Here is a 24,621-nt window from a genome sequence, read left to right on the forward strand (position 1 = left end):
CAAAAGTCGGACTAAACCGCCAACTGATTAAGGTGCAGGTTTTTTTTGAGGTTTAGGGTAACTTCTAAACCGTCATTCCGGGAATCTGGACATTCAATGCTAAGGCAGTTTGAGACCTTTACAAAATCCCCCAAAATCCCCTAAATTACCACCAAGACATTTAGGAGATTTTTCATGAGTACCTTCTTCCGGCAAACCGCACAAGCCATGATTGCCAAACACATCGACCGTTTCCCGCTATTGAAGTTGGATCAAGTGATTGACTGGCAACCGATCGAACAGTACCTGAACCGTCAAAGAATCCGTTACCTTCGAGACCACCGCGGTCGTCCCGCCTATCCACTGCTATCCATGTTCAAAGCCGTCCTGCTCGGACAATGGCACAGCCTCTCCGATCCCGAACTCGAACACAGCCTCATCACCCGCATCGACTTCAACCTGTTTTGCCGTTTCGACGAGTTGAGCATCCCCGATTACAGCACCTTATGCCGCTACCGCAACTGGCTGGCGCAAGACAACACCCTGTCCGAACTGCTGGAACTGATTAACCGCCAACTGACTGAAAAAGGCCTAAAAGTAGAGAAAGCATCCGCCGCCGTCGTTGACGCCACCATTATTCAGACCGCCGGCAGCAAACAGCGCCAGGCCATAGAAGTTGATGAAGAAGGACAAGTCAGCAGCCAAACCACACCGAGTAAAGACAGCGATGCCCGTTGGATAAAGAAAAACGGCCTCTACAAACTCGGTTACAAACAACATACCCGTACCGATGCGGAAGGCTATATCGAGAAACTGCACATCACTCCCGCCAATGCCCATGAGTGCAAACACCTGTCGCCTTTGTTGGAAGGACTGCCCAAAGGTACGACCGTCTATGCCGACAAAGGCTATGACAGTGAGGAAAACCGGCAACATCTGAAAGAGCATCGGCTGCAGGACGGCATTATGCGCAAAGCACACCGTAATCGTCCGCTGTCGGAAGCGCAAACCAAACGTAACCGATATTTGTCGAAGACCCGTTATGTGGTCGAACAAAGCTTCGGTACACTGCACCGTAAATTCCGCTATGCCCGGGCAGCCTATTTCGGTCTGCTCAAAGTAAGTGCGCAAAGCCATCTGAAGGCGATGTGTTTGAACCTGTTGAAAGCGGCTAACAGGCTAAATGTGCCTGTTGTTGCTTAAAAGGCGGCCCGGATGCCTGATTAATCAGGTATCCAAGGGGAATTAAGGGGATATTTGGGTAAAATCAGTGGATATTCGAAACAAAAACAGCCGAAAACCTGTGTTTAGGTTTCGGCTGTTGGGGGAAAGGAATTTTGCAAAGGTCTCAGACTCATTAAAAGCACAAAAAAGGCCGTCTGATTTTTTCAGACGGCCTCTATGGTTTAAAAAGATGATAAGGCTATTTCCCGGCTACTTCTTCATCTTTTATAAAATCCGATACGCCATGAACACAGCGGATTTTGCGTTCCGACAAGGTTGCCTCCAACAAGGCATCGTTTTGCGGCAAGGAATCGCGTTCTGCCTCATTGTGCCAGAGGTGGTACGCAATACCGGCAAATTTCAGATTATGGCGTTTCATACCGTTATGATAGCAACGGGCGACAAATTCGCTGTCCTCCCTGCCCCAGCCGACAAAGCTATTGTCAAACCCGTTGACGGCAAGCGCATCGCTGCGGAAAAAGCCCATATTGCAAGTTTTGATGCCTTTGTGTTTGCGGTTGCCTTTTCGGCCTGCCAATTTGGCCAAACAACGGCAGCGCAGGGCGGACAGCCGTTTTTCTATTCCCGAGCTGAACATAGACAAGGCAGGCAAATCGCCTTCGTCCAAAATATCCTGCGTTTTATCCTCAGTCAAAATCACGCGGGAACCCTGTATCAGACGGCCTTTTCGGGCAATCTTCAAATGATCGGCAATAAAAGACGGATCCAAGACCATATCGCCGTCAATCAACACAATATAATCGCTTTTCGCCTGCGCCAGCGCACGGTTGCGCGATTCGGCGGCACGAAAGCCTCTATCGGGCTGCCATGAATGCTTAACAGGAATGCTTGTCCTACGGCGGATAAAATCAACCACTTCGGCGGTTTCCTGCCTTGAGCCGTCATCCGCGACAATAATCTCATCCGGCAGACGGGTTTGCGATAAAGCCGATTTCAACACCAGCTCCAAAGCATCGGGGCGGTTGTAAGTGGTGATGATGAGGGAGACGGTTATCGTGCGGTTGCGCTCGTAGAGTTTGACATATTTGTAATACGAACCTTGCGCATTGGATACCGAAATCGTCAGGCCGTCTGCACCATAGGCAAAACCGCGCTTGAGCAGGTAATTTTTCACAAATGATACGCCGCCATGCAGTAAAGCCTTAAACGGCGAACTGTCTTTCTTGAAGCGGTTTTCTTCCGCATACAGCGAGCTGTACTGCTGCATTTTCTGAATCAGCCCTTCGGCGTTTTCAAAAGAATAATGTTTCAGACGGCCATCAAGTTGTTTAACCTTAGCTTCCTGCGGCAACACCAAAGATTCATGCACCTGACGGTCGGAAAAACGGGTACATCTGCGATGATAAAGGCGCGGAATAATATCCGGATACCAGCCGCAGCCTTTAATCAGTCTGCCGTGGTAATGGTTCAGACGGGAAAGCGAAAAAATATGTTCCTTCTCATTTTCCAAAACGGCCGCACGAATAGATTCAATTAAAGCCTCATCCGCCACTTCATCGCTGTCTATGCTGAAAATCCAATCGTTTTGCGCCAGTCTGGCCGCCAGATTTTTCATCGGGCCAAACCCGATAAAGTCATGCTTGTAATAGCTGACATTGGAAAAACCCTTGGCAATTTCAAAAGTACGGTCGGTCGAGCCGTTGTCCAACAGCAGGACTTCGTCAAAGTCTTTCAGCGCACTCAAAACTTCTGAAAGATAACGTTCTGAATTTTTTACCAACATGGCGGCGGTTGCCGGAATTGTGTGCATCATAAAAAGGCCGTCTGAAAAAGGAAGCTGTATTTTAACCGATATACCGCTACAATATGTCCTCCTTTTTTCAGACGGCCTGACTCATGCAGCTTATTCTTGCCCCCATGCAGGGGCTGGTGGACGATGTGATGCGTGACCTGTTGACGCGTATTGGCGGATTTGACGAATGCGTCAGCGAATTTGTCCGCATTACGCACACGGTCCACTCACGCGCCACTTGGCTTAAATATGTTCCCGAAATCGCCCATGCCAACCGCACGCCGGCCGGCACGCCCTGCACTGTACAACTTTTAGGCAGCGATGCGGAAAACATGGCCGTCAATGCTTTGGAAGCCGTGCGTTTCGGTGCAGACAAAATCGACCTCAACTTCGGCTGCCCCGCGCCGACGGTCAACAAACACAAAGGCGGCGCGGTCTTGCTCAAAGAGCCCGATTTGATTTACCACATCGTCCACACCCTGCGCCAACGCCTGCCGCAACACATTCCGCTGACTGCCAAGATGCGGCTCGGTTATGAAGACAAAAGTCTGGCGTTGGAATGCGCCTCTGCGATTGAAAACGGCGGCGCATGCGCGTTAACCGTCCATGCGCGCACCAAAGTCGAAGGCTACGAACCGCCGGCACATTGGGAATGGGTGCGCAAAATTCGCGATACAGTTAGTATTCCCGTTACTGCCAACGGCGATGTATTCAGCCTTCAAGACTATCTTGACATTAAAACCGTCAGTGGCTGCGACAGCGTGATGCTCGGACGCGGCGCAGTTATCCGTCCCGACTTGGCGCGGCAAATCAAGCAATATGAAAACGGCGAAACAGTCAAAGACACCGACTTTGCCGAAGTCTCCTCATGGATAGTCCAATTCTTCAACTTATGCCTTGATAAAGAAGCCAACAACAAATATCCGGTTGCCCGTTTGAAGCAATGGCTGGGGATGATGAAAAAAGAGTTTGAACAGGCGCAGATATTGTTTGACCGCATCCGCACCGTCAAAGAAGCGGATGAAGTAAAACAGATTCTGCTGTCGTTTGAACAAGAGATGCATTCATGATTTAAAAAGGCCGTCTGAATTTCAGACGGCCTTTAATATGATTACTGACAGATATAATCAGCCAACAGTCTGCCTTTTTCCGCACTGGCTGCATTAGCCATATTCACATGTCTGGTCTCAGGGCCATTCTTGGATTTCAGGGCTTCGCCATATTTTCTGGCAAACTCTTTATTGGCACTGGTCACTCTTGACTCAGTGGAATCCAATATAAACTCGTCTTGCTCATATTTACCTTGCGCAGTAATAATCAAGATATTTTCAGGCGAAGGATAATCCGGAAAATTAACATAGTTGGTAACCAGCTTGTAGGAAACGCCTTTGCCGTGTTTCATATCCTGACAGATGCCGTTAGGCGCGGTAAAGACTGCATGGCCGATCCGGCCGTGGCCGAAATCGTAAAAATCGATTCTCTTAGCAGAAGCCAACAGTTTTCTATCGTTGCCGTCATTGATATTTAATGACTTGCCGTTTACCAGAAACAGGGTTGGCAACAAGGGGCTGCCATGAGAGGCTTCCAAATTATATGCTTCGCCCAACAGCTTGCCCTGACGATACACAGTCAAGACAGGCTTTTTCAGACCATTTTCCGGATTGCCGGTTTTCTTAAAAGAAATCTTCTGAACCACATTGCCAAATTCATAATAAGGTCGCGACTGCACGCCTGTTTTCGCATCCTGCAGGGCGCTCCAGTCACCGCCCGTAGTTTGGGCGCATGCAGTCACAGCAGCAAACAGAATACCCGATAGTAAAACTTTAGAATGTTTCATTCATAAACTCCTTCTTAAGTAAACAAAAGAACGGATGTGTGCCTTTACTGCTTAATTTTGTTTCTTTATTAAAATTTTAGAACTATTGTACTAACTTAGCAAGGGATTAAAGAACAAGCCGTCTGAACATTCAGACGGCCTTGATTAACAGCAAATTTTAAGAAGCCAAAACACGGGGGAAGAAAACCTCATTTTCCAAGTGGATATGGTCTTTCAAATCATCCACCATCTCTTTGGCCAATGTGTACAAACGGGTCCAACTACCGCAAGCGCCTTCAGGAAGCTCAAAATTGTTGGTCAACTCTTCCAGACGCGCGATGGCTTGGTCGTGTTCTTCATGCTCGTGCATCATCACGCTGATGGGCATTGCCGCGCCACGACCCACACCCTGATTAATCATCGGGAACAACATGCGTTCCTCTTTCATCATGTGCATCAACAGCTCGTTTTGCATATAGGCCAACAAATCGGCCACTTCGGCAGGGAAAGTATCGGCATGAACCTGCGCCACTTTTTGCGCCAGTGGTACCAACTCTTCAAACTGGGCGCGGTGAACGTTGTGATAACGTTGCAGGATATGGTCAATCGTAGAATTGAAAGGCGCGGTTTCCCAAAGGGTAAAGTCGGTCATGGCTGTGTTCCTTTAAAGATTTATATTGAATGAATGTTAGGCGTAAGGATACACGCAGCTATCGTCTTTGTATAGTTTTTTAATTGTTTAATTAATTGATAATAAAAGTTATTTTCAAATTTAAAATAACAAACAGGCCGTCTGAAACATAAGGCTAAAGTTTCAGACGGCCTATCCTTTTCTTAAATAATCCAACGATATAACGCAATCATTACCGGCATGGTTACCACACAAAGCAAGGTTGTCAGCCCATAAATCGCGCTGGCTTTTTGGGCATTTTTGCCGTAAACAACCGCCATTTGGGTAACCGTCGAGGCGGCAGGCGAAGTCGTTGCCAAAAAGCTGATTAAAACAACCGTATCCGCATGCGCATCATGATGGGCAAAATCACAAACTTTGACGGCGAAAAGCAATAATACCGGAATTAAAATCAACCTTAAAAAAGCAACGAGATAAAGCCTCGGCGTCCACATAATCGAGCGTAGCGGCAAAGAAGCCAAAAGCATGCCCGCCACCAACATAGCAACCGGCCCAATCATGCCGCCCACCGTCGCCAAAGTATTATCGACAATATGAGGCAGCTTGATTTGAAAGGCAAACATCAGCAGCCCGACCAACATGGATAAGATGTTGATATTGGTAAAAATGGTTTTCCAAGCCACATTGCCACGGCCGCAAATCAACAGGCGCAGATGCGTCCAAAACAAAAACGTCTGCACCAAGATAAAACCAGTGGTGTAAATCACCCATTCCGCACCAAAGACCGACATTACCAAAGGGATAATCAAGTTGCCCGAATTGCTGTACACCGTTGCCGCGTGTTCGAGCGCATCGAGTTTGAATAAGTGTTTAAACAACCTGCCCAAAACAATCAACACCACATGGAAAAACACTGCCAGCATGACGGAAAGCTTCAGCCCTTCGATAATCTGCGGCGTATTGTCCATCTGAAAGGCATGAATCATGACGGACGGGCTGATTAGGTAAAGCGCGATGACCGAGAGCGTATAGCTGTTTTCCGATTTCAACAGCCCGGCCTTCACCAAGGCCACGCCCATCAAAACAATCAGCGTCAGCTCGGTAATTTTTCCGGCAAGCAGGAAAGAGGTTTCCATAATAAAAAAGCGGCAAAAACGTTGATTTTACGCTTCCACCGCTTCGCATGCCAAATTCAGACGACCTCAGCATTCAAGGCCATCTGAAATTTTCTACCACAGATAGGTTACGCTGGCTCCACCGCCTGCACCACCCTTAGATGCGCCGACAGCTGAACCTTTCACCAGCCATTTGCCGCTGGAGGATACTTTCGACACTCCGACAGCAAAACCGGCCTTTCCGCGCCAAACGCCGCTGCCAATGGATACCGCACCCTGTCCCGGCTGATAAGCTTGTCCCAGATTACCCACCGCAATCGCAGCTGCAGAGCCGGCATCCGCACGGTCTTCCAGTTTTTTCATTTCTACGCGTGTTTCAGCCCGTATCTGATTGATTTGAGCGGCTACTGCCGACTCTTTTTGCTGACTGTCGGCCTGCCATCTTTCCGCAAGCCTTTTGACCTGAGCCACATTTACCGCATCCGTATCCTGAGTACCGGCAGCCACATGGGTAATTTGACGGCTGTCCTTTTCATTGCCAACCGAAACCGCGCCCAATGTCGATTTCCATGTCGTGTCTTCAGATTGACTTGCCGACTGTGTCGCAAAATCATAGCCTGCCTGACCTGCAGCCAAATCTGCGATGCTTTGCGCACCCAGAGCCACCGCTTTCTCGGCTTTACCTTTGGCTTGGAAACCGAGTGCCAAAGATTTCTCTTCCAAAGCCGATGCACCGCCGCCGACTGCCGTACCACCTTCTTTACGCACGCTGGAGCTGGTGCCGACAGCCAAACCATTCAAGGCCGTGGCGGAAGACTCGACACCCAAAGCTACACTATTTACGGCATTCGATACCGCACGCGTACCGACCGCCACTGCTTGATAACCTTCTGCTTCAGCAGCCGATGCCAGCGCAAGTGATTGAGTTCCACGTGCTTTAGCTCGATCACCTAAGGCCGTCGCGCTGAGCGCATCCGCCTCACTATCTCTGCCAATAGCTACTGCATCAATATTACTTGCCTGAGCGCCATTACCTACTGCAACGGCACGCAAAGCCGAAGCCTTGGACAGCAGGCCAACTGCAACGGATTGACCGCCAGAAGCAGCCGCTGCGCCACCGACTGCTACATCATTTGTTCCCTTGGCATGGGCCCGAAAGCCAACCGCCACCGACCGCAATGCCTCCGCTTTGGATTCGCCACCCAAAGCAGTTGCGCTCAAACCGGAAGCGGCAGAATCATAACCCAAAGCCACCGCCTTATAGCCATTTGCTTTAGCCTTGTCGCCAACTGCAGCGGCATTTTCGCCCGATACGGATTCCTTACCGACAGCCAAAGAACCCGTCTTGTGCATGGTTCCAGCAACAATACCTCCGTCCGCATACGCAGTACCGAAAAAAAGCGCTAAAGCCAAACACAAAGGACTGAGCGATACATTCAGTTTCATCTTTATATTCTCCATTTTTTAAATATTAAAAATATCTCGTTCAATCGAATTAATACTTTTGAACTAGTTATATTGTATATATTTTTATTCTTATATTAAATAGTTTGGATAAATATTTTGATTTGTGTCATAAATTTCAAACATCCTGGCAAATGTTCCTGGCCATCTTTCTAAACAACCATCAGTTTCAGACAGCCTGAAGCCTTTTTCCAACAACCCGACATAATTTGCCCTACCGCAAAGCAAATCAATATAAATCTGTCCGTATATCCGCTATAATCAGCCATTTTCTTCAAACAGGAAACATCATGTCCCCCAGCCGTTTCAATCAAACGGGCCCAAAAATCGGCCTGAGCGTACGCCTTGCAGAAACCCAAGCTGAAATCGAAGCCGCCCAAAGATTGCGCTATCAGGTTTTTGCCCAAGAATTGGGTGCGGAAATCGAAAGCAATGACGGCCGCGATGTCGATCCTTATGATGAACATTGCCACCACCTGCTCGCCTTCGACGATGCAACCGGCGAAGTTATCGGCTGCTACCGCCTGATTACCGAAGAAACCGCAAAAAAAGTCGGTGGCTGGTACAGCGAGCATGAATTTGACCTTGAACCTTTGAAAGACATCCTACCGCAAACCGTCGAACTCGGCCGCGCCTGTACCCACCCGGACTACCGCAACGGCGGCTTGGTCATGCTGTTGTGGACCGGTTTGGTCAAATTCATGAAAGACGAAAACCTGCGCTTTATGATTGGCTGCGGCAGTATTGAAATGCGCGACGGCGGCAACGATGCGGCGGGCCTGTATCATGCTTTGAAAGACAAATACCTCGCTCCGGCACAATGGCGCGTCAAACCGCTCAACCCGCTCAAATGGGACAGCATCACGCCGTCTGAAAATCCGCCTGTACCTGCCCTAATCAAAGGCTATCTCAAAGCAGGCGCGTGGTTCTGCGGCGAGCCTTGCGTCGATGAAGCATTCAACTGCGCGGATGTGCTGATCATGATGGACATCAGCCACCTTTCCGACCGCTACTTGCAGCGTTTTGCCCCTAAAACCGATTCATAATAAAAGGCCGTCTGAAACTTCAGACGGCCTGCCTAATCTTTATAAAAAAAACACACACAATGACCGCCAAAATCCGTTTTATCTTCCGTCTTCTCTGTATTGCCGGCTGCCTTTTGTACGGCATGGCCGAAATGTTTTTTCTGTTTCCCTTTTACAGCAGCAAACGCAAACTGCGCGCAATCCAATTATGGTCGCTGCGCGTGCTTGCTTCCTGCGGCATGAAACTGCAAACCTTCGGCACGCCGCCGCAAGAAGATCGCGGTCAGCTGATTATCAGCAACCATATTTCATGGTTGGACATTATGGCGGTCAACGGCGCATTTCCCGGCCGTTTTGTAGCTAAAGACGATGTGGCCAAATGGCCGGTGGTCGGTTATCTCGCCACACAGGCGCAAACAGTTTACGTCTCGCGCAACCACGGCATCAAAGGCAACTCCGCCAAAATTGCAGGCGTGACCAAAGCACTGAAAAATGGTGATACTGTCACCATTTTCCCCGAAGGCACCAGTACCGAAGGCCGTGAAATCCTGCCGTTCAAACCCAGCTTTTTTCAGACGGCCTACGATGCAGGCGTACCGATTATTCCGGCACTCTGCCGCTATCCGAATCCGGACGGCACCAGCCCCAATCCGCACACCGCCTACTACGGCGACATCAGCCTCTGGCAATCCATCTGCATGGTCATCAGCCAGCCTTCCAGCACGGTCGAGTTGCATTTCCTCGATCCGATTGAAGCAGGAGAAGACCGCTACGCCACCGCGCTTCAAGTACACGCCCTGTTGAGCGAAAAGCAAAAACAATTAGGCTGATCAAACAAAAGGCCGTCTGAATATTCAGACGGCCTTTCCCATTATCTTATGTCTGCTGAAAATAAAGTGCGGTTAAAAACGGGATAATTTTTAACCGCACTTTCAATCAGTTTAGCTACAAATAACTAAAAATCTTCTACATATTGCATAAAGTCAAATTCGCCCTCAGCACGTGAGAATAAATGAGCGGCATAACGATCTATTACCTCTGCTGGATTCGTTAACTTTTTAATACCCATCACATCCGCTCTTGGTATCACATAAACATTACGCTCATCATTATGTGAAGACACAAATAATTGATATCCTGTTTTACTCCAATCGTCATTGGCACGGGTATCTAGTAAACATCTTAATTCAAAATATTTTTCGCTATCATTGAATTTATCATCATCATAGCTTTGTCTAAAAGCATGATGAAATTTCTGCTCTAAAAATTCAGTATATTCAGGAAGAGCAACGCCATGGCTATCTTCAAAACCTTCTATAATTGAATGAAGAGGCATCAAGAGAAGTGACGGAAGATTGCTCTTATAAATATTAGGAACAATACTTTCTGCACTACACCATCTACTACTAAGGTATAGCCATGAATCAAGGATTTCCTGAGGAATAAAGGCTACTTCCTCTAAACCTCTATCATGATATGGGTTATATTTAATGTAGTACACCACATCATTAATAATGATGCCAAATTGTGTAATATCATCCATAACTGGAATTTCTGATTTTTCTATTGCATAAAAGAATTTCCCTTTAGTTAAATATTGAAATGTTATTGGCATGATATTTTTAAAAGAGGATATTAATTTACTATTAACCTCTCCTGAATTTAAAAAATTAAGCCCATCATACTCTCGAGTAATATCGTCTATGTTTAATTTATCATGTTCAATATTTTTAAAACTATAAAAAACATAAGTAAAATGTTTTTCTAAATCATCTTTATTGAAAAACTTCATATCTATTTCCCTTTGCTTATTTCCTTAATTTTCTTATTAACTAAATCTCGCATCATTTCTTGTCTTCGAGCAAGGAATTTTCTGTAGTTAGGCGAAATATCTTTCCCTTCCTTAACATAGTGTGCCCAACCAGAAGTACCAGTTTCTATTTTAGATCCTTTTGAAGAATTTAAGTATTTTGGTAAAGGTTGCAAGTTCTCAGGATGATTCATTAATTCGTTCTAAACATGTTTTGGTAATTCATCAAAGCCAGGAATCCGTTTAAATTCAACTTGAGGTAAAATATGATCCACTGATTAAGATGAATATTGCACCGAATCGCTACCGCTTTTCTTTTGAATAAATTCAATTTTATAGCCGTCCGGATCTTCGACAAACGCAATCACAGTCGTGCCGTGTTTCATCGGACCGGCTTCGCGTACCACTTTGCCGCCCATTTCTTTGACACGTTCACACGCAGCGTAAGCATCATCGACTTCAATCGCGATATGGCCGTAAGCATCGCCCAAGTCGTAAGACTCGGTATCCCAGTTGTGGGTCAGTTCCAAAACAGTATGGTCCGCCTCATCGCCATAACCGACAAAAGCCAAAGTAAAACGGCCTTCAGGATAATCGCGGCGGCGCAGCAATTGCATGTTCAATACGTTTTGATAAAAATCCAAAGAGCGTTCGAGATTGCCGACACGCAGCATAGTATGAAGCAAGCGCATAATTTTGTTCCTTTCTGAATTATGTTTGGTCATGAATTATAACACATCGGGCCCCATCCTCTTCAGCCTCAAAATACCGACACTGAAACTGCATAAAAATGGAGCGTACACCCTGCCATCATTTGAATTTCATGTATTAACAAGCACACCGACTGACTAAATTGCTATAATCGCCACACTTACAACACAACACTTCAAACCGTCATGAAAACCTTTGTTCTTCCCGATACCCGCCCTTATCCGCAAAGCCCTATCAAAAACCATCTTCTGCTCAATGCCTATCAGCTGGCGCACAACTCCTCCTCCGCATCACGCAAGCTTTCAGCCGGCCAACTGCAAACCGAAATCCGCACCATGCTCAGCCAAAACCATTACATCAACCTTTCATTGGCGATGACCATGGCGCCCGATGTCGGCACTTACACCAGCCTGATTCAAAGCGTGGGCGAAGTCCTGAAGGCAGAAAACGATAACGAAGCCCAATGGTTTGCCCTGCCTGTCGTTTTGGTTGCCGGTTGCAAAAAAGAACAAACCCTGCCGCTCACGCTGCCTACCGAAGCCCTCTTTTCCTGCCTGCAAAACTACCCGAACCTGCGCACCCTCACGCAAAACACGCAATGGCTGCCTTACCTCGTCCAATCTACCGACTTGAGCAGCGTTACCCCGGGCGACTGGTTCCAAGCCAAGCAAAACGATGAAGCGGCAGGCGCATTCCTGCAAAAATTCGAATACAAACCATTGATGCTGCCCGAAGGTCAATCCGTCCATGTTGTTTACGCGCTGGGCTACGGCAATAAAGACATTCAGACGGCCTTGGGCCTCAACCTGCAACAGGCAGGCCTGCCGCTGATGCAGGTCTGGCAAGAGCATCTCGCCCTCGACGGCGTTACCCTCTTCACCAACCCGCTCTCGCCCAATACACCGCTTGACGCGCTTACCGACGGCAGCCACACCCGCCAACGCATGGCCATGGACGTTTTTGCCACCAACGCCATCCGCGCCATCCGTATGCAAAGCCCGCGTGTCGGCGTTGTTGCCGCAGCGAAAGCGGACGGTAAGCTCCAGTTCAGCTTCAACGCGACAGACAGCGCGTTTGAAATCGTTCCACAGACCTTCACTTGGGAGCTGGCCTCAACCGACAATATCGCCATCGTGCAGCAAAACTTCCTCGACCTGATGGCAGAATGCCGAATCGAGCACCTCTACCTGCTGCATAACCCACTGGGAGAAAACGAGAACATCCCTACTTATGCCCAAGCGTTGAAACTGGAAGGCCATAATCCTTTCTTCAGCAATGTAAACTAAATTGAAAATGCAACACGCCAAGGCCGTCTGAAAACGGTTTAGCGTGTTGCATTTATTTTCAAACCTTACCGCTCATTTTCACGCATATGAAAACCCACAAAATCCTTTTCGTCTGCCTCGGCAATATCTGCCGCTCCCCCATGGCCGAATACGTCCTGCGCCATCGCGCCCGCGAAGCAGGCATGGACAATGCCATCATTACGGCCAGCGCAGGCACATCAGGTTGGCACGATGGGGAAGACATGCACGAAGGCACGCGCCGCGCACTCAAGCAACACGGCGTCGACCCGTCAGGCTTTACCAGCAGCAAAATCAAACCCAGCGATGCCGAGCATTTCGACTACATCATCGTGATGGACGACAACAACCTCAGAGAAACTGAAAAGCAGCTCGGTTTCCACCCTGGCAAAATCTTCAAACTGACCGACCTTATCCCCGATTCAGGGTACAACCACGTTCCCGATCCGTGGTACACGGGCGACTTTGACGAAACCTACCGTCTGGTCGATGCCGGCAGTTTGGCCTTGTTGGAAAAATTGAAACAGGCTTAAACCGACTTTAACAATAAAAGGCCGTCTGAACAGCTATCCGCAAAAGCCATGCTTTCGTGATTACCTGTTCAGACGGCCTTTATTGATAACCGCAATCAACCTACGCGATAAAACGCCAGGCTGCCCAATAAATTCGGCAGATGTTTGACCTGTCGGTTGCCCGTCATGACCGCACGCTCAAGCACGCGGATTTTGTTTTTTGCGCACAATAAATCGAAGTCTTTGAGGGTACACCAATGGATATTGGGCGTATCGTACCAATGATACGGCATCCGCTCGGAAACCGGCATATGGCCGCCAACGGCGATTTGAAAACGGTTGCGCCAGTAGCCGAAATTAGGGAAGCTGACAATAGCCTGCTTGGCCACGCGCATTAGGCAGCGCAGGATTTTTTCCGTGTTCTGCATCGCCTGAATGGTTTGGCTCAAGACAATCACATCAAAACTTTGATCACCAAAAGCCACCAAACCTTCTTCTAAATCGGCTTGAATGACGTTTACGCCGCGGGATATAGCAGCAATCACGCTGTCGGTATCGATTTCAACGCCGTAGCCGGTGCAATTTTTATGTTCCACCAACGCGGCCAACAGTTCGCCGTCGCCGCAGCCTAAATCGAGTACGCGGCTGCCTTCGGGTATCCAATCGTAAATGAGTTGCAAATCGTCGCGCAGATTCATTTTTGGCAGTCCTTGTAAACGTTGTTCATATAAGCGGCAACAGCGCGGATATAGGCTTCGTCCTCCATCAAGAAGGCATCGTGTCCATGATTGGATTTGACTTCAATGTACTGCACAGATTTTTGTGCGGCGATTAATGCCTTGACCAATTCATGCGAACGTTGCGGCGAGAAGCGCCAGTCAGTGCTAAAGCTGGCAACAAAAAATTTGGCCTGCACATTCTCCACGGCGCGCGTGAGGTTGTGGCCGTAATCGGCGGCCGGGTCGAAGTAGTCGAGTGCCTTGGTCATCAGCAGATAAGTATTGGCATCAAAACGGCCGACAAACTTGTCGCCTTGATAGCGCAGATAAGATTCCACTTCAAATTCAACGCCGTAACCATACTGATAGCCGTCTGATTTTAAATCGCGGCCAAATTTTTGACCCAAGCCGTCTTCGGCAAGATAGGTGATGTGCCCCATCATGCGCGCAATACGCAAACCGCGTGAAGGAACGGTATGATGGCTGCGGTAATTGCCTTCATGGAAATCGGGATCGGTCAAAATGGCCTGACGGGCAACATCGTTAAACGCGATGTTTTGAGTGGAAAGTTTAGGTGCAGAAGCGATAACGAGCGCATGAGCAACGCGTTCAGGCAAAGAAATCGTCCATTGCAATGCCTGCATACCGCCCAAGCTGCCGCCAACAATGGCCGCCCATTTTTGAATGCCGAGATAATCGGCAAGCATGGATTGCGACTTCACCCAGTCTTTGACGGTTACAACCGGAAAATCCGCGCCATATTCGCGGCCGGTTTCAGGATTTTCGGATAAAGGGCCGGTACTGCCGTCGCAGCCGCCCAAGTTGTTCAAACCGATAACGAAAAAGCGGTCGGTATCAATAGGTTTGCCGGGGCCGACCATATTGTCCCACCAACCGGCGTATTTATCCTCCGCACTGTGCTTGCCGGCAACGTGATGATTGCCTGACAGGGCGTGGCAGATAAGAACGGCGTTGCTTTTGTCGGCATTGAGTGTGCCATAGGTTTCAATCATTAGGTCGAAACGGGGTAAGGTTTTGCCGTTTTCCAGAGCAAGCGGTGTGTCAAACGGGATTTTCTGGGGCGTTACAATGCCCACTGAGGCATTTGTTGTCATTTGTAATTTCCAAGTGAAGCGGCAAAAGGGGTATTATAACGTTTCGTTTTTGTTTTGTGCATGAGGCTTCAGACGGCCTGCCCTGATTAAAGGCAATATTTTTAGGAGAATGTGGAATGATAGGCAGGCTTTTACGATTTTTTTTCTTTTGCGCCATAGCGGCATTGATTGTGAACCGTTTGTTCAGCCGCAAACAAAAGCGCACCATTCGGGAAATCGCCAAAATCAGCGCGTGGGTATTGCTGGGCGCGGCGGCCGCTACGCTGTTTTGGTATCTGATGATGCTGTTTTTCAAGCATATTCCTAATTCTTATTGAAATAAAATATAAAAGGCCGTCTGAAAACCTTAATCCAGCGTTTTCAGACGGCCTTTTGATGTTCAAATTTAAAACAGCTCTTCCGGAATCTTGCAAACCGGAATCGGATTGACTTTGTGCTGCATGGCTTTGTGCAATCGGGTATAGATTGCCAAAACTTCGCGCTGTCTGCCTTCAAAATCTTCAGGCTTGTGGCTGTCGTACACACTCATCGCCCATTCGAGTTCGGGATAAGATGCGCCCATTTGTTCTTCATCGGTACGCTCGGTATCCCAAAGTCCGTCCGTCGGTACGGCTTTTTGAATATCCTCCGATACATCCAACTCGGCTGCCAACGCGTACACCTGAGTTTTGGTCAAATCGGCAATCGGGCTGATGTCCACGCCGCCGTCGCCGTATTTGGTGAAGAAACCGACGCCGAAATCTTCAATTTTGTTGCCCGTCCCCGCCACCAACAAACCATGCAACTGGCCGTAATAATACAGCGTCGTCATGCGAAGGCGGCTGCGTGCATTGGCCAGTGCCAGCTGTTTATTGGAAAATTCGGTTTCGCTGACGTCAACGGTATCGGCAAACGTATCGAACGCCGGAGTCAAATCAACGCTTTGCGCTTTTACATTCGGATAACGCTGTTTCAGACGGCCCATGTGTTCTTGCGCGCGGTTTACTTGGTCGGATTTCTGACGAATCGGCATTTCCAACAACAAAACCGACAAACCGGTTTGCGCGGCAAGTGTGGAAACCACGGCAGAATCGATGCCGCCGGATACGCCGACGACAAAACCTTTAGCACGCGCCTGCTCGGCGTAATCTTTGAGCCATTGAACGATATGGCGGATGATGGCTTGGGTTTGCATAGGGATAAATGTTCGCTTCAAATAAAACGAATGATAGCCTGATTTGCACTTGTCTGAAAGACGACAGGGTATAATGCCCTTTTTATTTCTTGCACGCACACCATGTCCAAACCCATCCTTCTGCGCTGGCTCGTCGTCTGCCTGATTCCGCTCGCCACCCTTTTGTGGTTTGCCCTCAACCCGCCCGAAGACAAAACGCAACACCTCATCAACGGCATCATCCTTGCCTGCGAAGCCACGTTCCTATTTAAATTCGTCCTCTTTGACGTCATCAAACACCACCTCAAACAAGAGCCCGAATTGAAACGGCAAAGCATTTGGATGTTTATCCCGATTGTTTTGCTGATTGTTTATTTATTCCACTATTTCGGCGCATTCTGATGTTTTCAGACGGCCTTGGGCATATTTTTCCATGAACACCACCTCACCTTATACCTGCTGGATTTTCTGCAATGTCATCGACAACTTCGGCGACATCGGCGTTTCATGGCGGCTAGCGCGTGTTTTGCAACGGGAACTCGGCTGGCAAGTGCATTTATGGACAGACGATTTCCCGTCCCTTCAGGCAATCTGCCCTGATTTGGCCTCGATTCCCAATATCCATCAAGGCATCGGCATTCACGCCTGGCAAGCCGACCATGCCGAAGATACCGATACAGCCCCTACCCCAGACATCGTCATCGAAACCTTCGCCTGCGAACTGCCCGACAACGTTCAAACCATCATTCGCCAACATCAACCGCTTTGGCTCAACTGGGAATACCTCAGCGCAGAAGACAGCAACGAGAGGCTGCACTTAATGCCCTCGCTCCAAGCCGGCGGCATACAGAAATACTTTTGGTTTATGGGTTTCAGCGAAAAAAGCGGCGGCCTGCTGCGCGAACGTGATTACGCCGAATTTGCCCGCTTTGATACGGAAACCTTACGCCGACAACTCAAACTTCCCGCAAAAAACGCGCCCGAATGGCTGCTTTTCGGCTATCAAAGCGATATTTGGGCAAAATGGCTGACCATGTGGCAACAGGCCGGCCAACCCATTACCTTGCTGCTTGCAGGTACACAAATCATCGCCAGCCTGAAAAACAGCGGCCTAGTACCGCAAAACGCCCTGCTTGAAGACGGCGATGTGTATCAGAGCGAACACATTACCCTGATCAAAATCCCTTTCGTTGCCCAACAGGATTTTGACAAACTGCTCAACCTTGCCGACGGCGCCGTCATACGCGGCGAAGACAGCTTTGTTCGCGCCCAGCTCGCCGGAAAACCTTTCTTTTGGCACATCTATCTGCAAGAAGAAAATATCCATCTCGACAAGCTGCACGCTTTTTGGGACAAAGCGCATCAAGTTTATCCGGATGTTGTCGCCACGGCACACCGCCTCCTTTCCGACGAACTCAACAACGGTAAAGCACTCAGCGACAACCAACGCCTGCAGGCATGGCAAACCCTGACGGCACATCAAAACGAATGGCGCCAAAGCGCGGCAAAATGGCGGGACGGACTTTTTGCCCAAAAAAGTGCCGTCGAAAAACTTGCCGCCTTTATTTCAAAGCACAAAAAAATACGCTAAAATAGCGCGTTTTATTACAACCGATTTGATTGGAAAACCACAATGAAAACAGCACAAGAACTGCGCGCCGGCAACGTATTCATGGTCGGCAACGATCCTATGGTCGTTCAAAAAACCGAATACATCAAAGGCGGCCGCTCTTCCGCCAAAGTCAGCATGAAACTGAAAAACCTGCTGACCGGTGCCGCTACTGAAACCATTTACAAAGCCGACGACAAATTCGACGTCGTAATCCTGTCCCGCAAAAACTGTACTTACAGCTACTTTGCCGACCCAATGTACGTCTTCATGGACGAAGAGTTCAACCAATACGAAATCGAAGCCGACAACATCGGCGACGCGTTGAAATTCATCGTTGACGGCATGGAAGACCAATGCGAAGTCACTTTCTACGAAGGCAACCCAATCTCCGTAGAATTGCCTACCATCATCGTTCGCGAAGTTGAATACACCGAGCCTGCCGTTAAAGGCGATACTTCCGGCAAAGTGATGAAAACCGCACGTCTGGTCGGCGGCACTGAAATCCAAGTGATGTCTTACATCGAAAACGGCGACAAAATCGAAATCGATACCCGTACCGGCGAATTCCGCAAACGCGCCTAATCAGCCCGTAATACAAAAAGGCCGTCTGAAACAAGTTTCAGACGGCCTTTTATCAATCTGCCTTATTGTTTCTTCAAGCCCTTGGCTTCGACAGTGGCAATCGTACCGTCAATGCCTTTGCTCTTAATCAGCTCGCCAAATTGGTTGCGGTATACCGTTACCAAGCTGGTACCGTCCACGCGGATGTTGTAAATCTTATACACACCGCCGCTTTGGTAAAGTTGGTAAGCCACCTCATACTTCGTGCCTTTTTTGGTTTGAATTTCTGAGAAAACGTCAAACTTATTGCCGTTTGCCGTCATCTTCGGCAACAGGCGCACATTTGCATCCGCCGCGCCAATTAACGCGGAATGCGAGTACATCGCAATGACCATGTCTTTGAATGCACGGATAAAATCGGTTTTCTGTTTGGCAGAAAATTCACGCCATGGCGCGCCGACCGCTAAAGCCGAAATACGCTCATAATCCAGATAACGGTTGGCATACTGCTCAACCTGTTTCACGCGTTGCGCCTCTGTCAAAGACGTATTGCGTGCGATTTTCAACACAGAATCAATGTTCTGCTGCATCTGCTTTTGCGCCGGATGCGTTTCCGCCGCCACATAAGGTGCGGCAATCACCATCGGAGCGGCCACAATCAAAGTTTGGAGAAAACGGTTCATGATGATATCCATCCAAAATAAAACCGCATTGTAAAAACAATCCATTCCAAAAAACTTAATTCTTTGTAAAAGCAGGCATGGGCAATGAAAAATCCTGCAATTAAATTTCAGACGGCCTGATAAAAATAAGATAACATATAAACATTATTTTCAAAGGAGGAAACCATGCCCTACGTCAACATTAAAGTAACCGGCGGCAGCGAAGCCCCGAGCGCGGAGCAAAAAGCCGAATTGATCCGCGGCGTTACCGAATTACTCTCACGCGTTCTCAATAAAAACCCTGAGACGACCGTTGTCGTCATCGACGAAATCGATATGGACAACTGGGGCATAGGCGGTAAAAGCGTGACGGTTCGCCGTGCCGAAGCGCGCAATAAGTAAGCCTTGGCCGTCTGAAGCCCTTTTAATTTACCCGCAAAAAGAGTACATTTATCCCATTGTTAACAATTTTACGGAACACACATCATGGAGAAATTCCCCAAATCATCCAAACTGGATCACGTTTGCTACGACATCCGCGGCCCGGTTCACAAAAAAGCCCTGCAACTGGAAGAAGAAGGCAACAAAATTCTCAAGCTCAATATCGGCAATCCGGCTCCGTTCGGCTTTGAAGCGCCTGACGAAATCTTGGTTGACGTCATCCGTAACCTGCCCACTTCTCAAGGCTATTGCGACTCCAAAGGCCTTTACTCCGCACGCAAAGCCATCGTCCACTACTACCAAACCAAAGGGCTGCTCGATGTTACCGTCAACGACGTTTACATTGGCAACGGCGTCTCCGAATTGATTACCATGTCCATGCAGGCGCTGCTCAACGACGGCGACGAAATCCTGATTCCCGCACCGGACTATCCTTTGTGGACCGCCGCCGCAACACTGGCAGGCGGCACCGTCCGCCATTATCTATGCGACGAAGAAAACGACTGGTTCCCCAACCTGGCCGACATGGAAGCCAAAATTACGCCTAAAACCAAAGCCATCGTCGTCATCAACCCCAACAACCCTACCGGCGCGGTGTACAGCAAAGAAATCCTGCTCGAAATCGCCGAATTGGCACGCAAACACGGCCTGATTATTTTTGCCGACGAAATTTACGACAAAATCCTCTACGACGACGCAGTACACTACCATATCGCCGCGCTCGCCCCCGACCTCCTGACCGTGACATTTAACGGCCTCTCAAAAGCCTACCGCGTTGCCGGGTTCCGTCAAGGCTGGATGATACTCAACGGCCCGAAACATCATGCAAAAGGCTATATCGAAGGCTTGGACATGCTCTCGTCTATGCGCCTTTGTGCCACCACGCCCATGCAACATGCCATTCAGACGGCCTTGGGCGGATACCAAAGCATCAACGAATTCCTCCTCCCCGGCGGCCGCCTGCTCGAGCAACGCAACAAAGCATGGGAACTGGTCAACCAGATTCCCGGCGTATCCTGCGTCAAACCCATGGGCGCATTGTATATGTTCCCCAAAATCGATACCGAAATGTACAGCATCCACGACGACATGAAATTCATCTACGATTTGCTCGTACGTGAAAAAGTCCTGTTCGTCCAAGGCACAGGCTTCAACTGGATACGCCCCGACCACTTCCGTATCGTTACCCTGCCGCCCGTTCATCAAATTGAAGAGGCCATGGGCAAACTCGAACGCTTCTTGCAAAACTACCGTCAATAAACCTAAACAAAGAGGCCATCTGAAAAAGCAAACCGCTGTTCAGACGGCCTTTTTAATCAAACAGCAACTTGGCAAAGCCCGCCGACATGCGTATAATCAACCCTTCCTATCTGGGGGCGATCTTGGTTTCGACGGGGGTTGCAAAGCAGATGCGGGCATACCGGGGTCTCAGATTTCCCGTTAAACACTGAATCAAAATAGTCGCAAACGACGAAACTTACGCACTGGCCGCTTAAGGCCTGCCGTTGCAGCAGTTGGTCAATGGGCTGTGTAGCGCAAGCTACCGCAACGTCATTCTACATTGACTGGTTTTCTGTCGGGTTACTTGGCAGGAAACGAGATTTAAGGTAACTGGTTCTCTGAAGGCCTGTTGGTCGGCATGATGGGGACGAGATTCTAAATAGACACAACTAAGTATGTAGAACGCTCTGTAGAGGACTTTCGGACGGGGGTTCGATTCCCCCCGCCTCCACCATACCCAATTTTCAGCAGTATCCTGTAATACGCATAAAGCCTTGAGCCATAACGGTTTCAAGGCTTTTTTATTACCTTGAATATGCTGGCGTATGCTTGAGTTTTCGCAATTTATAGGGTAACTTTTGGGGTAACTTTTCAGGAATTACCCAAAAAACAAGCCCGAAAAGTGGGCAAATTAGCCCTGTTTTTTTAAACAAGTTACCCCAAAAGTCCACAAAACCAATTATTAACAATAGCTTAATGAGTTTTTAAAAGTTACCCCAAACTGGATTAAAAATGCCTAAACAGACGCTACCGCTTACAGATAGCCAATGCAAAAAACTACAACCGCCGAATCAATTATCAGACGGCGGAGGGTTATATCTTCAAGCAAGGGGAAACGGCAAATACTGGCGTTTTCGTTACTACCGGCCAAGCGACAACAAACGCGATGAAATGCGATTGGGTGTCTATCCTGAAATCAGCTTAAAAGAAGCAAGAGAAAAACGAGAAGAATTACGCGGGCTAATAGCAAAAGGGATAGACCCTAAGCTACACCAGCAAGACAAAGCACAGAGGCAGGCAGAGCAGCTAAAAAACACATTTGAGGCTATTGCGCGCAAATGGCACAGCGACCAAGTAGCAAAGCCGAATAAATGGAAGCCCGACCATGCACAAAGAGTTATCCGCAGCCTTGAGCTTCATATTTTCCCTGACCTTGCAACACGCAAAATAGACGAAATCATGCCGCTTGAGGTTTTAGGACTGTTACAGAGGCTGGAATCGGCGGGGAAATATGACACGGCACAAAAAATTTATGACGTAGTAAACCAAGTTTTCAAATATGCCGTGAAACTTCGCTTGAGCCTATTCAATCCCGCCGCCGAATTGCGGGGAGAGCTGGCAAAGGTGGAACAGAAACATTACCGCTTCATTAAAGACCCGCAAAGGATAGGCGAGATGTTACGAGCTTTTGACGGTTACGCTGGCTTTCCGCAAACACGCGCCCTATTACAGCTTTCCCCTTATGTATTTGCCCGCCCTTCCGAATTACGTTTATTGCGCTGGTGTGAAATTGATTGGGAGGAGCAGCAATACTATAAAGACGGCGTAAACATGAAGAACAAGATAGACCATATTGTCCCCTTGAGCCGCCAAGCCTTAGCAATACTGGACGGCTTGAAACCAGTAACCGGGCATTATGAATATGTATTTTGTAACACCAGCAAAAAACAGCCCTTGAGCGAGGGAGCAATACGAAAAGCATTAGACCGTCTGGGATTCTTGGAAGAAACCACACAGCACGGCTTTAGGCATACAGCCAGCACGATATTGAATGAGATGGGCTATAACGCCGATTGGGTAGAGCGACAACTAGCCCACAAAGACCCCAACACGACAAGGGCAGCCTATAACCATGCGGAATATTTAGAACAGCGCGCCGATATGGTTCAAAAATGGGCTGATTATCTTGATGAATTGAAAGCACATTCAGGCATATTGCAGGAAACGGCAGAATAAACTATCATCTTAAGCATTACGAAAGAAAACCATGCGGATATTTAGAAACCAGTGGATAACGAAATTTGCCAAGAAGCACAAAATCAGCGATTCCGAGCTGATAGAAGCGGTAGAGCGGGCAGATAAAGGAGTGATAGACGCAGATTTAGGCGGCGGCGTTATCAAGCAACGCATAGCAAGGCAAGGACAAGGCAGAAGCGGCGGTTATCGTAGTCTGATATTTTTCAGACGTGGGGAACGGGCGTTTTTCATGACTGCCTTTGCCAAGAACGACCGCGAAAACATCACGGACAAAGAACTTGCAGAATTAAAGAAAGCCGCCGCCATCATCTTGGCAATGACGGAAACCGACATAGAACAAGCCAAATCAAACGGCACTTTCACGGAGATACAGCCATGAAATACAAAAGCGAGATTTTTGCAGCAATACATGAAACCATGCAGGGATTGCACGACATTGGCATTATCGACAAAAAAACCATGCGCGATTTTGACAAATCATGCCTGACCGAAATCAAACCATTGAGCGGCGAAGACATCAAGGCAATCAGAGAGCGCGAAGCATTATCACAAGCCGCTTTTGCCATGTATCTGAACATTGGTAAAAACCAAGTTTCCGAATGGGAGCGGGGTATTAAAAAGCCGAGCGGCGCGGCTTTGAAGCTGCTTACTATCGTCAAGAACAAGGGAATTGAGGCGATTGCCTGATACCGGAAACAAAGCTAAAAATGAATACTCATGATTATTGTCCTAAATGGTTTGATATTTCCAAGTATGAAGAGACCTACCAATGGGGGCGGGAAGATTGGGCAATCGCTTTTGAACATAAAATTTACCACTACAATGAGAATTTAAAATATGACCGTAATCCAGATTTAGGTTATGACATCTGCAATGATTGTATAAACTCTTGGCAATCATTGTTTTTGGGTAATACTGATATTCCAAGAGATTCTAGAGGGATTCCATTAGGCAAGAATCTAATTTCTGATGATATGTACAAAATACCATTTGAAGACTTAGAGAAAACATTCCCCGATGAGAAAACATTCCCCGATTCTTCCTTTTTCTCTTGCTTTAATGGATTGCTGGCAAAACACGGGGCTGATATTGTCGATTCTGACGGGGAAAAAATGCCTATTGATGAAATTTCTACCGTAGGGATTCAATTACCCAAACTAGGCCAATTCAGATATGAAAAAAAAGCAGGGGCATATAATTGTTTCACGCCGGTGCTGATTAATTTCCAAGAACATACCGATGATGAGCTGAAAGAAATGTTTGAGTATTTCTTAAGGCAATACAGAGCATTTCAACTTTACGGCGGCCATATCCATATAAGCAAAAAATACGACATGACAAGAACATTTAGTGATTCAGAAATAGAAAGCCTAAACCGTTTCAGAGTATTGCCATGCCTAGATTTGCTGATTTGGGAGGTATACACCGGCCAACACTTCACGCATGAAGAACTGTTATTCTTACTCTTTGGCGATGGTACAGAAACCGTTATCAACCCAAAAACAGGGGAAGAATGGTTTCCCGATAAGTCCACAATCAAAGACAGCGTATTACCAAAAGCTATCCTATTATTGGAAGCAGTGGCAAACCCTTTCATGCATAGATATGATATTAAATGCAAAGAAATAAATGAGGTAATAGAATTTGAAGATGATTTTATAGATATGTATCAATTACATATGAAAAAGAAACAAAAATAACCTAAGTAAATTTTGAAATTAAAAGAGAGTTTTTTCTCATTTTTTTCTCTCTCGAA

General features: G+C 47.8%; 28 protein-coding genes and 1 other RNA gene. 17 read left to right on the top strand and 12 right to left on the bottom strand.

Translation table 11 applies throughout. The features are described 5' to 3' along the window. The first annotated feature begins 174 nt into the window (after window positions 1-174). Entirely contained in the window at window positions 175-1,182 is a 1,008-nt protein-coding gene (locus tag LPB400_RS08145) for an IS5 family transposase (protein WP_219088675.1), read from the top strand. 220 nt (window positions 1,183-1,402) lie between these two features. Here LPB400_RS08145 and LPB400_RS08150 read toward each other — a convergent pair whose 3' ends face one another. Then, window positions 1,403-2,977, bottom strand: a complete 1,575-nt coding sequence (locus LPB400_RS08150) for a glycosyltransferase family 2 protein (RefSeq protein ID WP_219088677.1) — start codon at window positions 2,975-2,977, stop codon at window positions 1,403-1,405. A gap of 83 nt (window positions 2,978-3,060) precedes the next feature. On the opposite strand from LPB400_RS08150, the gene LPB400_RS08155 reads away from it, so the two are divergent. Beyond that, window positions 3,061-4,026 carry a tRNA dihydrouridine synthase gene (locus LPB400_RS08155; protein WP_219088679.1) on the top strand — a complete coding sequence of 322 codons (966 nt, stop codon included), beginning with the start codon at window positions 3,061-3,063 and terminating at the stop codon, window positions 4,024-4,026. Window positions 4,027-4,067: 41 nt separating this feature from the next. On the opposite strand, the gene LPB400_RS08160 is transcribed toward LPB400_RS08155, so the two are convergent. The 4 genes from LPB400_RS08160 to LPB400_RS08175 form a co-directional block, all read right to left on the bottom strand. Next, window positions 4,068-4,793, bottom strand: coding sequence for a hypothetical protein (locus LPB400_RS08160; RefSeq protein ID WP_219088681.1), 726 nt, complete (start codon window positions 4,791-4,793; stop codon window positions 4,068-4,070). 157 nt (window positions 4,794-4,950) lie between these two features. Further along, window positions 4,951-5,424, bottom strand: a complete 474-nt coding sequence (dnrN, locus tag LPB400_RS08165) for an iron-sulfur cluster repair protein DnrN (protein ID WP_219088683.1) — start codon at window positions 5,422-5,424, stop codon at window positions 4,951-4,953. 182 nt (window positions 5,425-5,606) lie between these two features. Continuing rightward, window positions 5,607-6,539 carry an AEC family transporter gene (locus tag LPB400_RS08170; RefSeq protein ID WP_219088685.1) on the bottom strand — a complete coding sequence of 311 codons (933 nt, stop codon included), beginning with the start codon at window positions 6,537-6,539 and terminating at the stop codon, window positions 5,607-5,609. 93 nt (window positions 6,540-6,632) lie between these two features. Further along, entirely contained in the window at window positions 6,633-7,964 is a 1,332-nt protein-coding gene (locus LPB400_RS08175) for a YadA-like family protein (RefSeq protein ID WP_219088687.1), read from the bottom strand. Between the two features lie 308 nt (window positions 7,965-8,272). Between LPB400_RS08175 and LPB400_RS08180 the strand changes: the two genes are divergently transcribed. Further along, a complete protein-coding gene (locus tag LPB400_RS08180; RefSeq protein WP_219088690.1) occupies window positions 8,273-9,028 on the top strand; it encodes a GNAT family N-acetyltransferase in 756 nt (251 codons plus the stop codon). A 59-nt stretch (window positions 9,029-9,087) separates the two neighbouring features. Beyond that, on the top strand, window positions 9,088-9,837 hold the full coding sequence (locus LPB400_RS08185) for a lysophospholipid acyltransferase family protein (protein ID WP_219088692.1): 750 nt from the start codon (window positions 9,088-9,090) through the stop codon (window positions 9,835-9,837). 125 nt (window positions 9,838-9,962) lie between these two features. Here the strand turns inward: LPB400_RS08185 and LPB400_RS08190 are convergent, their stop codons facing one another. The 3 genes from LPB400_RS08190 to gloA form a co-directional block, all read right to left on the bottom strand. Continuing rightward, window positions 9,963-10,799, bottom strand: a complete 837-nt coding sequence (locus tag LPB400_RS08190) for a hypothetical protein (RefSeq protein ID WP_036490544.1) — start codon at window positions 10,797-10,799, stop codon at window positions 9,963-9,965. Between the two features lie 2 nt (window positions 10,800-10,801). Further along, window positions 10,802-11,011 carry a hypothetical protein gene (locus LPB400_RS08195; protein ID WP_036490542.1) on the bottom strand — a complete coding sequence of 70 codons (210 nt, stop codon included), beginning with the start codon at window positions 11,009-11,011 and terminating at the stop codon, window positions 10,802-10,804. Between the two features lie 84 nt (window positions 11,012-11,095). After that, a complete protein-coding gene (gloA, locus tag LPB400_RS08200; RefSeq protein ID WP_003685011.1) occupies window positions 11,096-11,509 on the bottom strand; it encodes a lactoylglutathione lyase in 414 nt (137 codons plus the stop codon). Between the two features lie 204 nt (window positions 11,510-11,713). On the opposite strand from gloA, the gene LPB400_RS08205 reads away from it, so the two are divergent. Together LPB400_RS08205 and LPB400_RS08210 are read left to right on the top strand one after the other, a co-directional pair. After that, the gene (locus tag LPB400_RS08205) at window positions 11,714-12,814 is read left to right on the top strand and encodes a conjugal transfer protein (protein ID WP_219088694.1); all 1,101 of its coding nucleotides are present in this window, start codon (window positions 11,714-11,716) and stop codon (window positions 12,812-12,814) included. Window positions 12,815-12,900: 86 nt separating this feature from the next. Then, entirely contained in the window at window positions 12,901-13,365 is a 465-nt protein-coding gene (locus LPB400_RS08210; protein ID WP_219088696.1) for a low molecular weight protein-tyrosine-phosphatase, read from the top strand. Between the two features lie 95 nt (window positions 13,366-13,460). Here LPB400_RS08210 and metW read toward each other — a convergent pair whose 3' ends face one another. Next, on the bottom strand, window positions 13,461-14,042 hold the full coding sequence (gene metW / locus LPB400_RS08215) for a methionine biosynthesis protein MetW (RefSeq protein ID WP_004519858.1): 582 nt from the start codon (window positions 14,040-14,042) through the stop codon (window positions 13,461-13,463). Beyond that, window positions 14,039-15,178: a homoserine O-succinyltransferase MetX gene (gene metX / locus LPB400_RS08220; protein WP_070843469.1), complete on the bottom strand. Its 1,140-nt coding sequence runs from the start codon at window positions 15,176-15,178 to the stop codon at window positions 14,039-14,041. Before metX ends, metW begins: the two co-directional genes overlap by 4 nt. Before the next feature lie 116 nt (window positions 15,179-15,294). Between metX and LPB400_RS08225 the strand changes: the two genes are divergently transcribed. Further along, window positions 15,295-15,495: a protein MIGRI gene (locus LPB400_RS08225; RefSeq protein ID WP_003682450.1), complete on the top strand. Its 201-nt coding sequence runs from the start codon at window positions 15,295-15,297 to the stop codon at window positions 15,493-15,495. Window positions 15,496-15,563: 68 nt separating this feature from the next. Here LPB400_RS08225 and nadE read toward each other — a convergent pair whose 3' ends face one another. After that, window positions 15,564-16,352: an NAD(+) synthase gene (gene nadE / locus LPB400_RS08230; RefSeq protein WP_070584199.1), complete on the bottom strand. Its 789-nt coding sequence runs from the start codon at window positions 16,350-16,352 to the stop codon at window positions 15,564-15,566. 102 nt (window positions 16,353-16,454) lie between these two features. Between nadE and LPB400_RS08235 the strand changes: the two genes are divergently transcribed. From LPB400_RS08235 to efp, 3 genes are read left to right on the top strand one after another with little or no spacing between them, the layout of a single operon-like run. Next, window positions 16,455-16,733 (top strand): hypothetical protein, encoded by a 279-nt coding sequence (locus tag LPB400_RS08235; RefSeq protein ID WP_003682447.1) that lies wholly within the window; start codon window positions 16,455-16,457, stop codon window positions 16,731-16,733. Between the two features lie 31 nt (window positions 16,734-16,764). Then, on the top strand, window positions 16,765-17,922 hold the full coding sequence (earP, locus tag LPB400_RS08240) for an elongation factor P maturation arginine rhamnosyltransferase EarP (protein WP_070712585.1): 1,158 nt from the start codon (window positions 16,765-16,767) through the stop codon (window positions 17,920-17,922). Between the two features lie 42 nt (window positions 17,923-17,964). Beyond that, window positions 17,965-18,525, top strand: coding sequence for an elongation factor P (efp, locus tag LPB400_RS08245; protein ID WP_036490530.1), 561 nt, complete (start codon window positions 17,965-17,967; stop codon window positions 18,523-18,525). A 62-nt stretch (window positions 18,526-18,587) separates the two neighbouring features. Here efp and LPB400_RS08250 read toward each other — a convergent pair whose 3' ends face one another. Further along, complete coding sequence (locus tag LPB400_RS08250) at window positions 18,588-19,187, bottom strand: MlaC/ttg2D family ABC transporter substrate-binding protein (protein WP_036491216.1); 600 nt, start codon at window positions 19,185-19,187, stop codon at window positions 18,588-18,590. 165 nt (window positions 19,188-19,352) lie between these two features. Here LPB400_RS08250 and LPB400_RS08255 point away from each other — a divergent pair, with 165 nt between their 5' ends. The 7 genes from LPB400_RS08255 to LPB400_RS08285 all read left to right on the top strand — a co-directional run bounded on the left by LPB400_RS08255 (window position 19,353) and on the right by LPB400_RS08285 (window position 24,565). Continuing rightward, complete coding sequence (locus tag LPB400_RS08255) at window positions 19,353-19,568, top strand: tautomerase family protein (protein WP_003682441.1); 216 nt, start codon at window positions 19,353-19,355, stop codon at window positions 19,566-19,568. 84 nt (window positions 19,569-19,652) lie between these two features. Further along, window positions 19,653-20,867, top strand: a complete 1,215-nt coding sequence (locus LPB400_RS08260; RefSeq protein ID WP_219088698.1) for a pyridoxal phosphate-dependent aminotransferase — start codon at window positions 19,653-19,655, stop codon at window positions 20,865-20,867. A gap of 112 nt (window positions 20,868-20,979) precedes the next feature. Further along, window positions 20,980-21,342: a transfer-messenger RNA gene (ssrA, locus tag LPB400_RS08265) on the top strand. Between the two features lie 278 nt (window positions 21,343-21,620). Then, on the top strand, window positions 21,621-22,844 hold the full coding sequence (locus tag LPB400_RS08270; RefSeq protein WP_107810594.1) for a tyrosine-type recombinase/integrase: 1,224 nt from the start codon (window positions 21,621-21,623) through the stop codon (window positions 22,842-22,844). A 31-nt stretch (window positions 22,845-22,875) separates the two neighbouring features. Next, a complete protein-coding gene (locus LPB400_RS08275; RefSeq protein ID WP_070460008.1) occupies window positions 22,876-23,244 on the top strand; it encodes a type II toxin-antitoxin system RelE/ParE family toxin in 369 nt (122 codons plus the stop codon). Beyond that, the gene (locus LPB400_RS08280; RefSeq protein WP_070460005.1) at window positions 23,241-23,552 is read left to right on the top strand and encodes a helix-turn-helix domain-containing protein; all 312 of its coding nucleotides are present in this window, start codon (window positions 23,241-23,243) and stop codon (window positions 23,550-23,552) included. The genes LPB400_RS08275 and LPB400_RS08280 overlap by 4 nt, the downstream gene beginning before the upstream one ends. Window positions 23,553-23,572: 20 nt before the next feature. Further along, a complete protein-coding gene (locus LPB400_RS08285; RefSeq protein WP_070459998.1) occupies window positions 23,573-24,565 on the top strand; it encodes a DUF6387 family protein in 993 nt (330 codons plus the stop codon). The last annotated feature ends 56 nt before the right edge of the window (window positions 24,566-24,621 follow it).

It is taken from the genome of Neisseria perflava, assembly GCF_019334725.1.
In the GTDB taxonomy this organism is placed as follows: domain Bacteria; phylum Pseudomonadota; class Gammaproteobacteria; order Burkholderiales; family Neisseriaceae; genus Neisseria; species Neisseria subflava_A.

What these genes read in the sequence shown, in the direction of transcription:
- LPB400_RS08145 (WP_219088675.1), top strand. Translation starts at nt 175, where the DNA reads ATGAGTACCTTCTTCCGGCAAACCGCACAAGCCATGATTGCCAAACAC.
- LPB400_RS08150 (WP_219088677.1), bottom strand. Translation starts at nt 2,977, where the DNA reads ATGATGCACACAATTCCGGCAACCGCCGCCATGTTGGTAAAAAATTCA.
- LPB400_RS08155 (WP_219088679.1), top strand. Translation starts at nt 3,061, where the DNA reads ATGCAGCTTATTCTTGCCCCCATGCAGGGGCTGGTGGACGATGTGATG.
- LPB400_RS08160 (WP_219088681.1), bottom strand. Translation starts at nt 4,793, where the DNA reads ATGAAACATTCTAAAGTTTTACTATCGGGTATTCTGTTTGCTGCTGTG.
- dnrN (WP_219088683.1), bottom strand. Translation starts at nt 5,424, where the DNA reads ATGACCGACTTTACCCTTTGGGAAACCGCGCCTTTCAATTCTACGATT.
- LPB400_RS08170 (WP_219088685.1), bottom strand. Translation starts at nt 6,539, where the DNA reads ATGGAAACCTCTTTCCTGCTTGCCGGAAAAATTACCGAGCTGACGCTG.
- LPB400_RS08175 (WP_219088687.1), bottom strand. Translation starts at nt 7,964, where the DNA reads ATGAAACTGAATGTATCGCTCAGTCCTTTGTGTTTGGCTTTAGCGCTT.
- LPB400_RS08180 (WP_219088690.1), top strand. Translation starts at nt 8,273, where the DNA reads ATGTCCCCCAGCCGTTTCAATCAAACGGGCCCAAAAATCGGCCTGAGC.
- LPB400_RS08185 (WP_219088692.1), top strand. Translation starts at nt 9,088, where the DNA reads ATGACCGCCAAAATCCGTTTTATCTTCCGTCTTCTCTGTATTGCCGGC.
- LPB400_RS08190 (WP_036490544.1), bottom strand. Translation starts at nt 10,799, where the DNA reads ATGAAGTTTTTCAATAAAGATGATTTAGAAAAACATTTTACTTATGTT.
- LPB400_RS08195 (WP_036490542.1), bottom strand. Translation starts at nt 11,011, where the DNA reads ATGAATCATCCTGAGAACTTGCAACCTTTACCAAAATACTTAAATTCT.
- gloA (WP_003685011.1), bottom strand. Translation starts at nt 11,509, where the DNA reads ATGCGCTTGCTTCATACTATGCTGCGTGTCGGCAATCTCGAACGCTCT.
- LPB400_RS08205 (WP_219088694.1), top strand. Translation starts at nt 11,714, where the DNA reads ATGAAAACCTTTGTTCTTCCCGATACCCGCCCTTATCCGCAAAGCCCT.
- LPB400_RS08210 (WP_219088696.1), top strand. Translation starts at nt 12,901, where the DNA reads ATGAAAACCCACAAAATCCTTTTCGTCTGCCTCGGCAATATCTGCCGC.
- metW (WP_004519858.1), bottom strand. Translation starts at nt 14,042, where the DNA reads ATGAATCTGCGCGACGATTTGCAACTCATTTACGATTGGATACCCGAA.
- metX (WP_070843469.1), bottom strand. Translation starts at nt 15,178, where the DNA reads ATGACAACAAATGCCTCAGTGGGCATTGTAACGCCCCAGAAAATCCCG.
- LPB400_RS08225 (WP_003682450.1), top strand. Translation starts at nt 15,295, where the DNA reads ATGATAGGCAGGCTTTTACGATTTTTTTTCTTTTGCGCCATAGCGGCA.
- nadE (WP_070584199.1), bottom strand. Translation starts at nt 16,352, where the DNA reads ATGCAAACCCAAGCCATCATCCGCCATATCGTTCAATGGCTCAAAGAT.
- LPB400_RS08235 (WP_003682447.1), top strand. Translation starts at nt 16,455, where the DNA reads ATGTCCAAACCCATCCTTCTGCGCTGGCTCGTCGTCTGCCTGATTCCG.
- earP (WP_070712585.1), top strand. Translation starts at nt 16,765, where the DNA reads ATGAACACCACCTCACCTTATACCTGCTGGATTTTCTGCAATGTCATC.
- efp (WP_036490530.1), top strand. Translation starts at nt 17,965, where the DNA reads ATGAAAACAGCACAAGAACTGCGCGCCGGCAACGTATTCATGGTCGGC.
- LPB400_RS08250 (WP_036491216.1), bottom strand. Translation starts at nt 19,187, where the DNA reads ATGAACCGTTTTCTCCAAACTTTGATTGTGGCCGCTCCGATGGTGATT.
- LPB400_RS08255 (WP_003682441.1), top strand. Translation starts at nt 19,353, where the DNA reads ATGCCCTACGTCAACATTAAAGTAACCGGCGGCAGCGAAGCCCCGAGC.
- LPB400_RS08260 (WP_219088698.1), top strand. Translation starts at nt 19,653, where the DNA reads ATGGAGAAATTCCCCAAATCATCCAAACTGGATCACGTTTGCTACGAC.
- LPB400_RS08270 (WP_107810594.1), top strand. Translation starts at nt 21,621, where the DNA reads ATGCCTAAACAGACGCTACCGCTTACAGATAGCCAATGCAAAAAACTA.
- LPB400_RS08275 (WP_070460008.1), top strand. Translation starts at nt 22,876, where the DNA reads ATGCGGATATTTAGAAACCAGTGGATAACGAAATTTGCCAAGAAGCAC.
- LPB400_RS08280 (WP_070460005.1), top strand. Translation starts at nt 23,241, where the DNA reads ATGAAATACAAAAGCGAGATTTTTGCAGCAATACATGAAACCATGCAG.
- LPB400_RS08285 (WP_070459998.1), top strand. Translation starts at nt 23,573, where the DNA reads ATGAATACTCATGATTATTGTCCTAAATGGTTTGATATTTCCAAGTAT.